This is a genomic window from Tepidimonas fonticaldi, from assembly GCF_007556755.1.
Taxonomy (GTDB): Bacteria; Pseudomonadota; Gammaproteobacteria; order Burkholderiales; family Burkholderiaceae_C; genus Tepidimonas; species Tepidimonas fonticaldi.
On sequence record NZ_VJOO01000008.1, the window covers coordinates 1 to 13,063 of the forward strand.

Annotated in this window: 11 protein-coding genes and 3 tRNA genes; 2 read left to right on the forward strand and 12 right to left on the reverse strand. The window is 65.4% G+C overall.

Annotated features, from left to right (window positions below):
- Window positions 1-277: 277 nt before the first annotated feature.
- Complete coding sequence (locus tag Tfont_RS05620; protein ID WP_012614048.1) at window positions 278-1,171, forward strand: LysR family transcriptional regulator; 894 nt, start codon at window positions 278-280, stop codon at window positions 1,169-1,171.
- 26 nt (window positions 1,172-1,197) lie between these two features.
- On the opposite strand, the gene Tfont_RS05625 is transcribed toward Tfont_RS05620, so the two are convergent.
- Window positions 1,198-1,506, reverse strand: coding sequence for a helix-turn-helix domain-containing protein (locus Tfont_RS05625; protein WP_021205759.1), 309 nt, complete (start codon window positions 1,504-1,506; stop codon window positions 1,198-1,200).
- Window positions 1,507-1,595: 89 nt separating this feature from the next.
- Between Tfont_RS05625 and Tfont_RS05630 the strand changes: the two genes are divergently transcribed.
- Entirely contained in the window at window positions 1,596-2,237 is a 642-nt protein-coding gene (locus Tfont_RS05630) for a substrate-binding domain-containing protein (protein ID WP_012614047.1), read from the forward strand.
- 66 nt (window positions 2,238-2,303) lie between these two features.
- Here Tfont_RS05630 and Tfont_RS05635 read toward each other — a convergent pair whose 3' ends face one another.
- From Tfont_RS05635 to Tfont_RS05685, 11 genes are all read right to left on the reverse strand, one after another.
- Window positions 2,304-4,247: a tyrosine-type recombinase/integrase gene (locus tag Tfont_RS05635; protein WP_012614046.1), complete on the reverse strand. Its 1,944-nt coding sequence runs from the start codon at window positions 4,245-4,247 to the stop codon at window positions 2,304-2,306.
- Between the two features lie 226 nt (window positions 4,248-4,473).
- Window positions 4,474-4,549: transfer RNA gene (locus tag Tfont_RS05640), tRNA-Gly, on the reverse strand.
- Window positions 4,550-4,582: 33 nt separating this feature from the next.
- Window positions 4,583-4,656: transfer RNA gene (locus Tfont_RS05645), tRNA-Cys, on the reverse strand.
- 62 nt (window positions 4,657-4,718) lie between these two features.
- Window positions 4,719-4,794 (reverse strand) — tRNA-Gly (locus Tfont_RS05650).
- Between the two features lie 109 nt (window positions 4,795-4,903).
- Window positions 4,904-7,324, reverse strand: coding sequence for an endopeptidase La (gene lon / locus Tfont_RS05655; RefSeq protein ID WP_143968715.1), 2,421 nt, complete (start codon window positions 7,322-7,324; stop codon window positions 4,904-4,906).
- A gap of 80 nt (window positions 7,325-7,404) precedes the next feature.
- Complete coding sequence (gene clpX, locus Tfont_RS05660) at window positions 7,405-8,670, reverse strand: ATP-dependent Clp protease ATP-binding subunit ClpX (RefSeq protein WP_143968716.1); 1,266 nt, start codon at window positions 8,668-8,670, stop codon at window positions 7,405-7,407.
- Window positions 8,671-8,721: 51 nt separating this feature from the next.
- Entirely contained in the window at window positions 8,722-9,330 is a 609-nt protein-coding gene (gene clpP / locus Tfont_RS05665) for an ATP-dependent Clp endopeptidase proteolytic subunit ClpP (protein ID WP_068609070.1), read from the reverse strand.
- Window positions 9,331-9,484: 154 nt separating this feature from the next.
- The gene (gene tig / locus Tfont_RS05670) at window positions 9,485-10,795 is read right to left on the reverse strand and encodes a trigger factor (RefSeq protein ID WP_143968717.1); all 1,311 of its coding nucleotides are present in this window, start codon (window positions 10,793-10,795) and stop codon (window positions 9,485-9,487) included.
- Window positions 10,796-11,081: 286 nt separating this feature from the next.
- Entirely contained in the window at window positions 11,082-12,353 is a 1,272-nt protein-coding gene (locus Tfont_RS05675; RefSeq protein WP_143968718.1) for an anion transporter, read from the reverse strand.
- A 6-nt stretch (window positions 12,354-12,359) separates the two neighbouring features.
- Entirely contained in the window at window positions 12,360-12,758 is a 399-nt protein-coding gene (locus Tfont_RS05680; RefSeq protein ID WP_143968719.1) for a type II toxin-antitoxin system VapC family toxin, read from the reverse strand.
- Window positions 12,755-12,991 carry a ribbon-helix-helix domain-containing protein gene (locus Tfont_RS05685; protein ID WP_185974480.1) on the reverse strand — a complete coding sequence of 79 codons (237 nt, stop codon included), beginning with the start codon at window positions 12,989-12,991 and terminating at the stop codon, window positions 12,755-12,757. The genes Tfont_RS05680 and Tfont_RS05685 overlap by 4 nt, the downstream gene beginning before the upstream one ends.
- Window positions 12,992-13,063: the final 72 nt, after the last annotated feature.

Consider the following 13,063-nt stretch of genomic DNA (forward strand, 5'->3'; position numbering starts at 1 on the left):
ACCGCCCGCGCGCCATCCACGGCTTCTACCCTCCGATCGCGGTCTACCAGGCCATGCTGCAGAAGGCCACCCAAGCCAGCCACTCCCTTCAGTGATTCCACCGTTGCACTTGGTGGTTGACACCGCCCATGAACATATGTATTCTTATTCAGATACACCGATGGCCTTTTTCCTCGCCCTGAAGAGGGACCCAGCACTACGTCGCCCCCTCTAAGCGCACTTCGGCAGCAATGCGCCGTGGCCAACCCAATGACCAGGATTGCTGAAGGACGTGCCCATGGAACTTCGTCATTTGCGCTGCTTCGTGGCTCTCGCCGAAGAGCTGCATTTCACCCGTGCTGCGGAGCGCTTGCACATCGAGCAGCCGCCGCTGTCCCGCACGATCAAGGAATTGGAAGACGAACTGGGGGTGCTGCTCTTTGACCGCGATCGGCGGGGAACGCGGTTGACGCCAGCGGGCACCACCTTCCTTCAGGACATTCGCAGGCTGTTCACCAACCTGGAGCAGGCACGAGAAAACGTCAGGGCGATCGCCGCAGGCCTAAGAGGCAGCGTGCGCATCGCCATCTCCGATGGCGCCATCGACCCGCGGCTGTCTGCACTTCTTGCCCTGTGCCGCCAGGAGGAGCCGGAGATCGAAATACGGCTCTCCGAGGTCACCCTGGCGGAACAGTTGCGGGGACTGCGATCCGGCGACTTCGCGATCGGTTTCGCACACACCGCGGACGTCGGCGACGGACTGGTGACGGAGCCCATCTGGCAGGACCCGCTGGTGGTGACCGTGCCGATCCGGCACCCGTTGCTGGCCCACAAGGAAGTGTCGCTACGTGAACTCGTGAGTTACCCGCTGGTGATGTGCGATCCGCAGCTTTGCGAGGGCTACTGCCGCGAATTGACCCGGCTGCTACATCCCCTGGAGCGCGAGTCCACCATCGTTGAGCATGTCTCGTCGCTGGACATGATGCTCACATTGGTCGGAGCTGGTTACGGCATCGGCTTCGCAACGGCGACCCGAATCGCGGCGTGTCAACGTCCCGACGTGGTGATCCGGCCGTTGGCGCTCGATTCGGCCGTCATCATCACCTACCTGCTTCGGCCCGAAGGCGGTAGCGGACTATCCGCACCCGTAGAGCGCTTCATCGAGCGTTTGCGTTCGCCAAAGAGCGATTAGCTACGACGCCTGCGCCACATCCGGCGTCACGCATCGCCCTGAAGGTAGAGGTTGCGCTCCGTGGCCGTCATCAGTTCGGCCGAGCTGATCTTGAGAGCCAGGGAAATTTTTAGAATGAGAGCGAGTGTCGGCATGTGCTCGCCGCGCTCAATCTTGCCCATGTGCGAGCGCGCGATCCCCGCCAAGCCCGCGAACTCATCCTGAGCAATCCCCTGAGCCAGGCGAGCGGCTCGCACCGCTTGCCCGAACGCCAACGCCGGTGCGGACTCATAGGTGGTTACTCCGGCGGGCCGTCCAGGCCGAATAGTGCGCTTCTGCATTCGCAGAAGCGTCATGGAATCACTGATCTTTAACCACGTTAAAGATATCTCTTGAGTATGATGTCGGCTGCTCTTTTCGATCCCGTTGCCTCTTGGGGGCATCCATGCACAACGCCATCAGACCGTCCCCGAATTTCACACTCGCCATAGCGCCAGGTGTGCCGTCTTCACGGCTGTCGGCGCTGCTTGCACTGCAGCGAGCGCACGAGCCGGGTGTCGCGATCGCCGTGCGTGAAGTTTCGGATCAAGAGCTGGTAACGGGCCTGCATGAGGGCCGCTACGACGCGGGGCTATCTCTTAGCAGTGCGGGGGATCACCTGACGAGTAGCCGGAGGCTGTGGTGCGAAAGCATGGCCGTCGCGATACCACCGCGGTTCCGTTTGGTTGATCAGGCGAAGCTCACCATCTCCGATCTTCAGGACTATCCAATCTATCGCTGGCAGGCGGAGGCTTGTCCCTTGCTGGACGAGAGGTTGGCCTCCCTGATGCCAGTGGACCAAGAGAACATCCTGCCTGCAACTTCATTCGAGATGATGGCGCTGTGGGTTTCAGCCGGCTACGGCATCGGCGTATGCGCGCAATCGCGCATCGAGCGTGCCCATCAATGGGGGGTAAGCATGCGACCGCTCGCCGATGGCCCCTATGAGATCGTGACGTACCTCCAACGGCCCCACGCGCAAGCAGATTCTGCTGCCAAGCGTTTCGAGCGCAGGGCGCTGCAGATCGCCGAGGCAGGCGCCCTGTAGCAGGCACTCCTATAGGCCGGAGCCGTCTCATCCCGGCCATAGGTTGCAGCATGGGACTAGACCGGACTAGACCCCTTCAAGCACCGCTGCGCTGTCCACCAGTCGGCGGACGCTCTGCCGCACGTCCTCGGGGATGGGCCGCGGGGCAACGGCCTCGGGCACATCCGCATGGTGCTGGTAGTCGCCCATGAGAACCCGGATGATTGCGGGCACGTTCGTTGGCGTGACCGCATCAATGGCCGCACGATCACCCAGGTCGGGGTGAGGCTGGGTCAGCATGCGGTACAGGTCCCACGAATCGGCGTGCGGGCATTGGTTCATGAGCACTTGGGCCAGCTTGTGCTTGAGCGGCACCAGTTGCCAGTCGGGAACCCGCTGCCCCCGGTTGCCCAGGCTGATCGACAGCAGCTTGCCCGCCTTCAGCTCGCGGTTGATCTGGTCCTTGGACTTCCCGGCCAGCTTGCCGAACAGCGGGACCGGCAGATTGTTCGGCGACTCGTAGATGGCCAGCATTTCCTCGCGCTCGCGCTGGATCGCGGAGACTTCCGGCTCCGGGGCATGCACCGGAGGCGGCGGCACCTGCGACAGCCGCTGGAACATGATTCCGCCGCTGTTGGGGGTCACGACGATAGGCGTGGCCACCACGGGCGGCACGCCGGGGACAACAGGCTCAGCAGTCGTGGAGACCGCGCCCACCACTTCCTCCACTTCCGCCATTGCCGGCACCCCGTCGATACGGATGGTCAGATGCGCGCTCGCGGCTTCGACTTCACCCTGTTCGAGCAGGTCAAGACGGTCTGCCCAGTCCTGCATCATGCGACGCCGAGGCTCCACGTACTTGGCGTGGTTGTAGGCCGAACTCACCTTGTTGGGGTCGGAGTGCGAAAGCTGAGCGTCCACCCAAATCTTCGGGTATCCGATCTCGTTGAGCGCGGTCGAGATGGTGCCGCGGATGCCGTGGCCGGTCAGGCGCCCCTCGTAGCCCATGAGCTGCACGGCCTTGTTGAGGGTGTTCTCGCTGATGCGCTTCTTGAGTTCGCTGCGATGCGACAGCAGGTACTTCTGCGCTGGACGCATCACGCCCAGGAGATAGCGCACGATCTCGATGGCCTGCAGGGACAGGGGCACGATGTAGGGCGGCACGTCCTGCGGCCGCTTGCCGGCCTTGCGCATTTCGTCCTGGAGTTGCTTGACGACCTGCGGCGGGATGATCCACAAGCCGCGGTCGAGGTCGAATTGCTCAGGCTCGGCCAGGCGCAACTCGCCCGTGCGCACCCCCGTCAGGAACAGCAGCCGGACGCCAAGCTGGGTCTGCCAGCCCCGGGGGTTGTAGCGCCGGAGCTTCTGAAGGAACTCGGGCAGCTCGGGCAGGTGCAGATAGGGGTTGTGGGCCACCGGGGGCTTGGGCTCGGCCACCACGTCCAGGTCCGCGGCCGGATTGACTTCCAGCCCTTCGGCGATGACCAGGGCATAGCGGAACATCTGGTTGAACCAGGTGCGGACCTTCTCGGCGGTGGTGAACGCCTTGCGTTTCTCGATCGCCGCCACGACGCCCACGAGCTGGGGCCGTCGAATGTCGTAGATCGACATCTTCCCCAGGGTAGGCAGCACGTCCTTGTTGAAGATGCGCAGGATCTGCGAAAGCGTGCTCTGACGGCCTTCCTTGAGTTCCTTGCGGCGATGCTCGACCCAAGCATCGAAGACGTTCTTGAAGGTGTATTCGCCCGCCAGCTTGGCCGCGTGCCGGCGCTGGTCGCGTTCGATTTGGGGATCAATGCCCTTGGCGAGCAGAACCTGAGCCTTGTCCCGCTCGGCGCGGGCCTCGCGCAGACTGAGGGCGGGATAGCCACCCAGGGACATGCGCTTTTGCTTGCCCAGCCAGTAGTATCGGAAGATCCACGACTTGCCGCCTGCGGCAGAGACCATCAGGCCCAGGCAGTCGTTATCGGAGAGGGTGTAGCGCTTGCCGGTGGTTCTTGCCTGCCGGACTGTCAGATCAGAGAGTGCCATTTCGAGGCTCCTAAGTTATGACTTAGGCCTAATGCTCGTCATGGTTCCCGCTCAGCCCCAGCAACTATCCGGTAGCCGTCCCAACCGTATTCTTGTGCCTCAATTGGTCACTCAAAAACGGTAGCTGTGGGTGGATTTCCGTGGCGCTCGCTGGAATGAAAAAAGGGGCCAAAGCCCCTCTTTTCAACGACTTACAGACGTCAGTAGAAGTCTGTAGATCACTATCTGGAGCGGGAAACGAGTCTCGAACTCGCGACCTCAACCTTGGCAAGGTTGCGCTCTACCAACTGAGCTATTCCCGCCTGTGTCCCCGCCTGTGGCAGGGAACGTGACCCTGGAGGCGCGGGCCGGAGTCGAACCGACCTACTCGGATTTGCAATCCGGTGCATAACCGCTTTGCTACCGCGCCTTGTCTGGTTCAACCCGACAGACCGCCGGATTGGGCGACTGGCCAGCCAGCCACCCGGGATCTGGAGCGGGAAACGAGTCTCGAACTCGCGACCTCAACCTTGGCAAGGTTGCGCTCTACCAACTGAGCTATTCCCGCGTTGTTTCAGAGGTCTGCGACGTTGGTGGCGTCGCGTCGTCTGAAGCCATTATTCTACACCAAAAATCGGCGACTTTCCCTGCGGATCGCCGCCGATATCGGCAAGCGGTCAGTGCTTGACCGCGGGCGGCTCCACGCTCGGGGCAGTCGCCGCTTCCAGAACCGGCTCCACCTCCGGCAGCGGCACCGGCTGGCGCTCCAGCGCCAGCTCCAGCACGCGGTCGATCCACTTGACCGGCACGATCTCCAGCCCCTGCTTGACGTTGTCCGGGATCTCGGCCAGGTCCTTGACGTTTTCCTCCGGGATCAGCACGGTGCGGATGCCGCCGCGCAGCGCCGCCAGCAGCTTTTCCTTCAGCCCGCCGATGGCGGTGACTTCGCCGCGCAGCGTGATCTCGCCGGTCATCGCCACGTCGGCGCGCACCGGGATGCCGGTCAGCGCCGAGACGATCGCGGTGGTCATCGCGATGCCGGCGCTCGGGCCGTCCTTCGGCGTGGCCCCGTCGGGCACGTGGATGTGGATGTCCTTCTTTTCGAACAGCTCATCGGCAATCCCTAACTGCCGGGCGCGGCTGCGCACCACCGTGCGCGCGGCCTCCACCGACTCCTTCATCACGTCGCCCAGCGACCCGGTGCGGATCACGTTGCCCTTGCCAGGCATGATCGCCGCCTCGATCGTCAGCAGGTCGCCACCGACCTCCGTCCACGCCAGCCCGACCACCTGCCCAACCTGGTTCTGCTGCTCGGCGCGGCCGAACGCATACTTGCGCACGCCGAGGAAGTCGGCCAGGTTGTCCGGCGTGACGACCACGGGCTTGGTCATCTTGCCCAGCAGCAGGCCCTTGACCACCTTGCGGCAGATGCGCGAAATCTCGCGCTCCAGCGCGCGCACGCCGGCCTCGCGCGTGTAGTAGCGCACGATGTCGCGCACGGCGGCCTCGGTCACCTCCAGCTCGTCGTCCTTGACCCCGTTGTGGGCGCGCTGCTTCGGCAGCAGGTAGCGCAGCGCGATGGCCACCTTCTCGTCCTCGGTGTAGCCCGAGAGGCGAATCACCTCCATGCGGTCCAGCAGCGCCGGCGGGATGTTGAGCGAGTTGGACGTGGCCACGAACATCACGTCCGACAGGTCGAAGTCCAGCTCGACGTAGTGGTCCTGGAAGGTGTGGTTCTGCTCCGGATCCAGCACCTCCAGCAGCGCCGAGGCCGGGTCGCCGCGGAAGTCCATGCCGAGCTTGTCGATCTCGTCCAGCAGGAACAAGGGGTTGCGTACGCCCACCTTGGTGAGGTTTTGCAGCACCTTGCCCGGCAGCGCGCCGATGTAGGTGCGCCGGTGGCCGCGGATCTCGGCCTCGTCGCGCATGCCGCCCAGCGCCATGCGCACGTACTTGCGCCCGGTGGCCTTGGCGATCGACTGGCCCAGCGACGTCTTGCCGACGCCGGGCGGCCCGACCAGGCACAGGATCGGCGCCTTGACCTTGTCGACGCGCTGCTGCACCGCCAGGTACTCCAGGATGCGCTCCTTGACCTTCTCCAGCCCGTGGTGGTCGGCGTTGAGCACCTCATCGGCGTAGGCCAGATCGTGCCGGATCTTGGTCTTCTTGCTCCACGGCAGGTTGACCAGCACGTCGATGTAGTTGCGCACGACGGTGGCCTCGGCCGACATCGGCGACATGAGCTTGAGCTTCTTGAGCTCGCTCTCGGCCTTCTTGCGCGCCTCCTTGGGCATGCGCGCGGCCTTGATCTTCTTCTCCAGCTCCTCGAGGTCGGCGCCCTCCTCGCCCTCGCCGAGCTCCTTCTGGATCGCCTTGACCTGCTCGTTGAGGTAGAACTCGCGCTGGTTCTTCTCCATCTGGCGCTTGACGCGCCCGCGGATGCGCCGGTCGACGTTGAGGATCTCGACCTCGGCCTCCAGTTGCGCAAACAGATTTTCCAGCCGCGCAACCAGCCGCTCCAAATCCAGCACGCTCTGCTTGGCCTCGAGCTTGAGCGGCAGGTGGGCAGCGATGGTGTCGGCGAGCCGCCCCGGATCGTCGATGCTCGCGATCGAGGTCAGGATCTCGGCCGGAATCTTTTTGTTGAGTTTGACGTACTGGTCAAACTGCTGCATGACCGCGCGGCGCAGCGCCTCGATCTCGGTCGGGTCGGCGTCGCGCCGCTCCGCCTCGGCATCGACCGGCATGACGCTGGCGGAAAAATGCGTCTCGCCTTCTTCCACCTGCAGCACCTTGGCGCGCTGCACGCCCTCCACCAGCACCTTGACGGTGCCGTCGGGCAGTTTGAGCATCTGCAGGATGCTGGCGACGCAGCCCATGTCGAACAGGTCGCCGGGTTGGGGCTCGTCCTTGGCCGCGGTTTTCTGCGCGACCAGCATGATGCGCCGCTCGTTGGCCATCGCGGCCTCGAGCGCCTTGATGCTCTTGGGCCGCCCCACGAACAGCGGGATGACCATGTGCGGAAAGACCACCACGTCGCGCAGCGGCAGCAGCGGCAGCTCGACGGGCTGAGGGGGGAGCGCGGGGTGTCCGGACATCGGGAATTCCTTTCTCGCGGCTAAGTTGGGGGCGGCGAAGCCGGACTTCAAGCCCGCCCCCCTGCGCCGCCGGCACGGGGTCAGGCCTGCTTGGCCGCTTCGCGGTAAACGAGCAGGGGCGCCTTGCCTTCGGTGATCGTGGCCTCCTCGACGACGACGCGCTCGACGTTGTGCAGGCTGGGCAGCTCGAACATGGTGTCCATCAGCGCCTGCTCCAGGATGGAGCGCAGGCCGCGCGCGCCGGTCTTGCGCTGCAGCGCCTTGCGCGCGATCGCGCGCAGCGCGGCGGGACGCACCTCCAGCTCCACCCCCTCCATGCCAAACAACTCGGCAAACTGCTTGACGACGGCGTTCTTGGGCACCGTGAGGATGTCCACCAGGGCGTCCTCGGTCAGTTCGGCCAGCGCGGTCACCACGGGCAGGCGGCCCACCAGCTCCGGGATCAGGCCGTAGCGCACCAGGTCGTCCGGCTCCACCTGCGCGAACAGCTCGGTCAGCGGGCGCTCGCGCTTGCTGCGCACGGCCGCGCCAAAACCGATGCCCGAGGCTTCGGTGCGCTGCTCGATGATCTTTTCCAGGCCGGCAAACGCGCCCCCGCAGATGAACAGGATGTTGGTCGTGTCGACCTGCAGCATGTCCTGATTGGGGTGCTTGCGCCCGCCCTGCGGCGGAACGCTGGCGATCGTGCCTTCGATCAGCTTGAGCAGGGCCTGCTGCACGCCCTCGCCCGAGACGTCGCGGGTGATGGACGGGTTCTCGGACTTGCGGGTGATCTTGTCGATCTCGTCGATGTAGACGATACCGCGCTGGGCCTTTTGCACGTCGTAGTCGCAGGTTTGCAGCAGCTTGGCGATGATGTTTTCGACATCCTCGCCGACGTAGCCGGCTTCGGTCAGCGTGGTGGCGTCGGCCATCACGAAGGGCACATCCAGCTTGCGCGCGAGCGTGGCGGCCAGCAGCGTCTTGCCGCTGCCGGTGGGGCCGATCAGCAGGATGTTGCTCTTGGCCAGCTCGACACCGCTCTTTTTGACCGCGTCGTTGTGGCGCAGGCGCTTGTAGTGGTTGTAGACCGCGACGGCCAGGGTCTTTTTGGCGGCCTCCTGGCCGATGACGTACTGATCCAGGTGTTCCTTGATCTGCCCCGGCGTGGGCAGCGCGTCGGTCAGCGCCGCGGTCCCCAGTTCCGTGGCCGGTGCTTCGTCACGGATGATGTCGTTGCACAGGTCGATGCACTCGTCGCAAATGAAGACCGAAGGGCCCGCGATGAGCTTTTTGACCTCGTGCTGGCTCTTGCCGCAGAACGAGCAATACAGAGTCTTGTCGCGGCTACCTTTCTTGTCGGCCATGGGGAGTGCTGTATAGAGGGGTCGAAAAGGAAACGGTCGGACGGACCCGGATCACGCGCGCTTGTCGATGACTTTGTCGACCAGCCCGTACTCGGCCGCCTCGGCCGCGGACATGAAATAGTCGCGCTCGGTGTCGCGCTCGATCTTCTCCAGCGGCTGGCCCGAGCGCTCGCTCAGGATGCGGTTGAGGTCGGCGCGCAGGCGCAGGATCTCGCGCGCGTGGATCTCGATGTCGGTGGCCTGGCCCTGGGCGCCGCCCAGCGGCTGGTGGATCATCACCCGGGAGTTGGGCAGCGCAAACCGCTTGCCCTTGGCACCGGCCGCCAGCAGGAACGCGCCCATGCTGGCCGCCATGCCCACGCACAGCGTGGAGACATCCGGCTTGATGAAGTTCATCGTGTCGAAGATGGCCATGCCCGCGCTGACCGAGCCGCCCGGCGAATTGATGTAGAGCGAGATGTCCTTGTCCGGGTTCTCGCTCTCCAGGAACAGCAGCTGCGCGACCACCAGGTTGGCGGACTGGTCGTTGACCGGTCCGACCAGGAACACGACGCGCTCCTTCAGGAGGCGGGAGTAGATGTCATAGGCCCGCTCGCCCCGTCCCGACTGCTCGATGACCATGGGGACCAAGCCGAGGTTCTGTACGTCCAATGCGCTCATGCGTCGTCAGCTCCGAATCAAAGGGGTGTCCTTGGGGGCTTACTGTAACCGCTCGGGGCGGTTTGCGACGGCACCCCAAGAAAAAGGGCGGACCGGGGTCCGCCCTCGTGGGTGGGGCCATGCCGCCCCATGGACGGCAGCGGCCGCGCCAAGATCAGCCCTGGCCCATCAGCTCGGCAAACTCGATGCGCTTGGGCGTGACCTTGGCCTTGCCGAAAACGAAGTCGGCCACGTTGTTTTCGAGCACGATGGCCTCGATCTCCGACAGGCGCTCGGCGCTGGACTTGTACCAGCGCACGACCTCTTCCGGGTACTCGTAGGACGCGGCCAGCTCGCGCAGGTGGGCGTCGATCTGCTCCGGCGTGGCGCGCAGGTCGTTGGCCTTGATCAGCTCGGCCACCACCAGACCCAGGCGCACGCGGCGCTCGGCCTGCTGCTGGAACAGCTCGCGCGGGATGGGCGCCTTGTCGGCGTCCTTGATGCCGCGCTGCTTCAGGTCGTTGCGCGCGCCCTCGACCAGGCGGTCGATCTCGGCCTCCACCGCGGCCTTGGGCAGGTCGAGCTCGGCCGCCGCCGCCAGCGCATCCAGCGCGGCCGTCTTGTTGCGCGCCTGCAGGCGGAACTTGACCTCGCGCTCCAGGTTGCGGCGGATGTCCTCGCGCAGCGCCTCGAGCGTGCCCGCCTCGATGCCGAGGGACTTGATGAAGGCCTCGTCGACTTCGGGCAGGTGTTGCTGCTCGATCTTCTTGACCGTCACCAGAAAGTCCGCGGTCTTGCCGGCCACTTCCTTGCCGTGGTAGTCCTCGGGGAAGGCGAGCGGGAAGGTCTTGGACTCGCCGACCTTCATGCCCAGCACGGCGTCCTCGAACTCCTTGAGCATCTGGCCATCGCCCAGCACGAAGGCAAAGTCGGTGGCCTGACCGCCCTGGAAGGGCTCGCCGTCGATCTTGCCCTCGAAGTCGATGGTGACGCGGTCACCCGACTGCGCGGCCTCGCCGTCGGCACGGGCGGCAAAGGTGCGGCGCTGCTTGCGCAGAATGTCCAGCGTACGCTCGATGGCGGCCTCGTCGACCTCGGCCTGCAACTGCTCGACCTCGGTGGCCGACAGGTCCCCGATCTTGACTTCGGGGAACACCTCGAACACCGCCTCGAACGCCACCACGCCCTCGGGGGCGCCGTCCTTCTCGGTGATGCGCGGCTGGCCCGCCACGCGCAACTGCGCCTCGGCGACGGCGGCGTTGAAAGCCTGACCGACCTGGTCGTTCATGACCTCGTAGTGGACCGAATAGCCGTAGCGCTGCGCGACGACCGACATCGGCACCTTGCCGGGGCGAAAGCCGTCGAGCTTGACCTGGCGCTGCAGACGCTTGAGGCGGGTGTCCACCTCTTTCTGGATCGCCTCGAGCGGCAGCTCGAGCGTGATCTTACGCTCGAGCTTGTCCAGGGTTTCGACATTGACTGCCATGATTGCTCCTGTGTATCGAAGACGGACCTGCCCGCAGGACAAATCCAGGGATATTCCGCGGCGGCGAATCGCCCCCATCGGCACGCCAGCGACCTTCTTTGGCGGTTGCAGCGGTCTCAGCGACGATCGGTTGCCGCTTTGACCGCTCAGCCTGGCGATGCTGCCAACGGGGCGAACGCCACCCACACCCGACGGATCGGGCAAACTGGCAATTGTAGCGAAGCCCGCCGAGGGCCCCACGCGGGGAACCCCAAGCGGCAGCCCGCACCCATCTCCGCGCCCCGGCTCAGAGCCCCAGGACCGCGCTGCCCCATTGCCACGCCCACCACGTCAGCAGGCTGATCGCCGTGGCCGGCACCCCCACGGCCGCGTGCCGGCGCCAGTCGATCGCGACGCCGTCACGTCCGGCCAGATCGGCCACGATCAGGTTGGCGATGGAGCCGACGAGCAGCAGATTGCCCGCGTAGGTGCTGACCAGCGCCAGCGTGACCGCCTGGGCGTGATCGCCCAAATGTGGCAGCAGCAGCATGACCGCCGGCACGTTGGAGACGAGGTTGGACAGCGTCACGCCCGTGACGGCCAGCACCAGCGGGTCGGCCAGAGTGATGCCCTGGGCCGCCAGCGCCGCCACCGCCCGCGCCGCCAGCCCCGTACCTTCGAAGCCATGGTTGACGATGAACAGCCCGGCAAAGAGCAACAGCAACGGCCAGTCCACCAAGCCCATGACCTGGGAGGAGTGCATGCGCCGGCTCAGCAGCAGCACACCGGCCGCCACCAGCGCCGCAACCTCCCGCGGCCAGTCGGTGAACAAAAAGACGACGAGCAGCGCCCCCGCGACCAGCAAGCCCTTGGTGGCCTGCCACCGGTCGAAGGGCGGGCCGTCATCCACCTCGCTCGCACTGGCGGGCACGACCACGGCGCCGCTGCGCTGGCCGACCCGCAAGCGCCAGACCATCAGCCCCCACAAGCCGACCAGGGCCAGCAGCACCGGCGGCAGCGCGGCCTGCAGATAGGCGCCGAAGGGCACCCCCATGACGGAGCCGATCAGCATATTCTGCGGATTGCCGATCAGCGTCGCGGCGGAGCCGATGTTCGACGCGCAGGCCACCCCAACCAACCATGGGATCGGATCCCAGCCGCGCCGCCACGCGATGCGCACGACGACCGGCGTCACCGCCAGACACACCACATCGTTGGAGAACACCGCCGACAGCACCGCCACGACCGCCAGCAACGCCCCCATGAGCGCCGCGGGCGGCAGGGGCCAGCCCCCGACGGCACGCGTGACGGCCGCGTAAAAGCCCCCCAGGCGCATTTGCGCCGACACCAGCATGAAGGCAAAGAGCAGCACCACCGTCGGCAGATCAATGGCGGCCGCAGCCTCCGCCACCGACCAGCCATTGACCGCGATCATGGCGATGGCCCCCAGCACCGCCACGCCGGTGCGGTCCAGGCGCAGCCGCGGCAGCCCCCCGAGGAACATGCCCAGATAGACGACGGCAAACACCGCCGCGGTGGCGGCGTGGCGGACATCGGGATCGGCCCAGAACGCAATCATGGAGTACTACCGCCAGTTCTCCACCTGCAAGCCGCTGACCCGATGGAATTCGCCGACGTTGGAGGTGACCACGATCAAGCCACGTGCCACAGCGGTGCCGGCAATCACAGCATCATAGGCGCCGATGGGCTGGCCCTTCGACTTCAGGGCAGCGCGAATCGCCGCCGTAGCTCGCGCATCCGCCTCATCGAACGGCACAGTGCTGACGACCGAGAAAAAGGCGTCGAGCACCGGGGTCAGTTTCCGGGCACGCTCACTGTTCAAAGCCAACCCGTAGTCGATCTCCATGCGCGTCAGCGCGGAGACGACGATTTGTCTTGGTGAGAGCGCTTTGATGCGCGCCATCACGCCCGGCTGGCCCTTGACGAAGTCCGAGACCGTGCAGGTGTCGAGCAGGTACTTCATGCCAGCGGATCGTCCACTGGCGGCTTCAGCCGATCACGACCGGCCTCGAACCGGGGCGCATCGGCCATGCCCGTGAAGTCCAACACGGCTTGCGGCCACTGTGGCTGGGACTGGTGGGCCAGCCATTCGCTAACCGCCCTGCGGATCAGCGCGTTGCGGCTCTCGCCGACCTGCTGGGCCATGGCGTTCAGCTTCTGCCCGGTGGCGTCGTCGAGATAGATGTTGAAGTGCATGGCGCCCACCCCAAGCAACATATAACACGTGCATATGTTATGCGCTGCGGTGAGCCATGACATGGCTTCAAC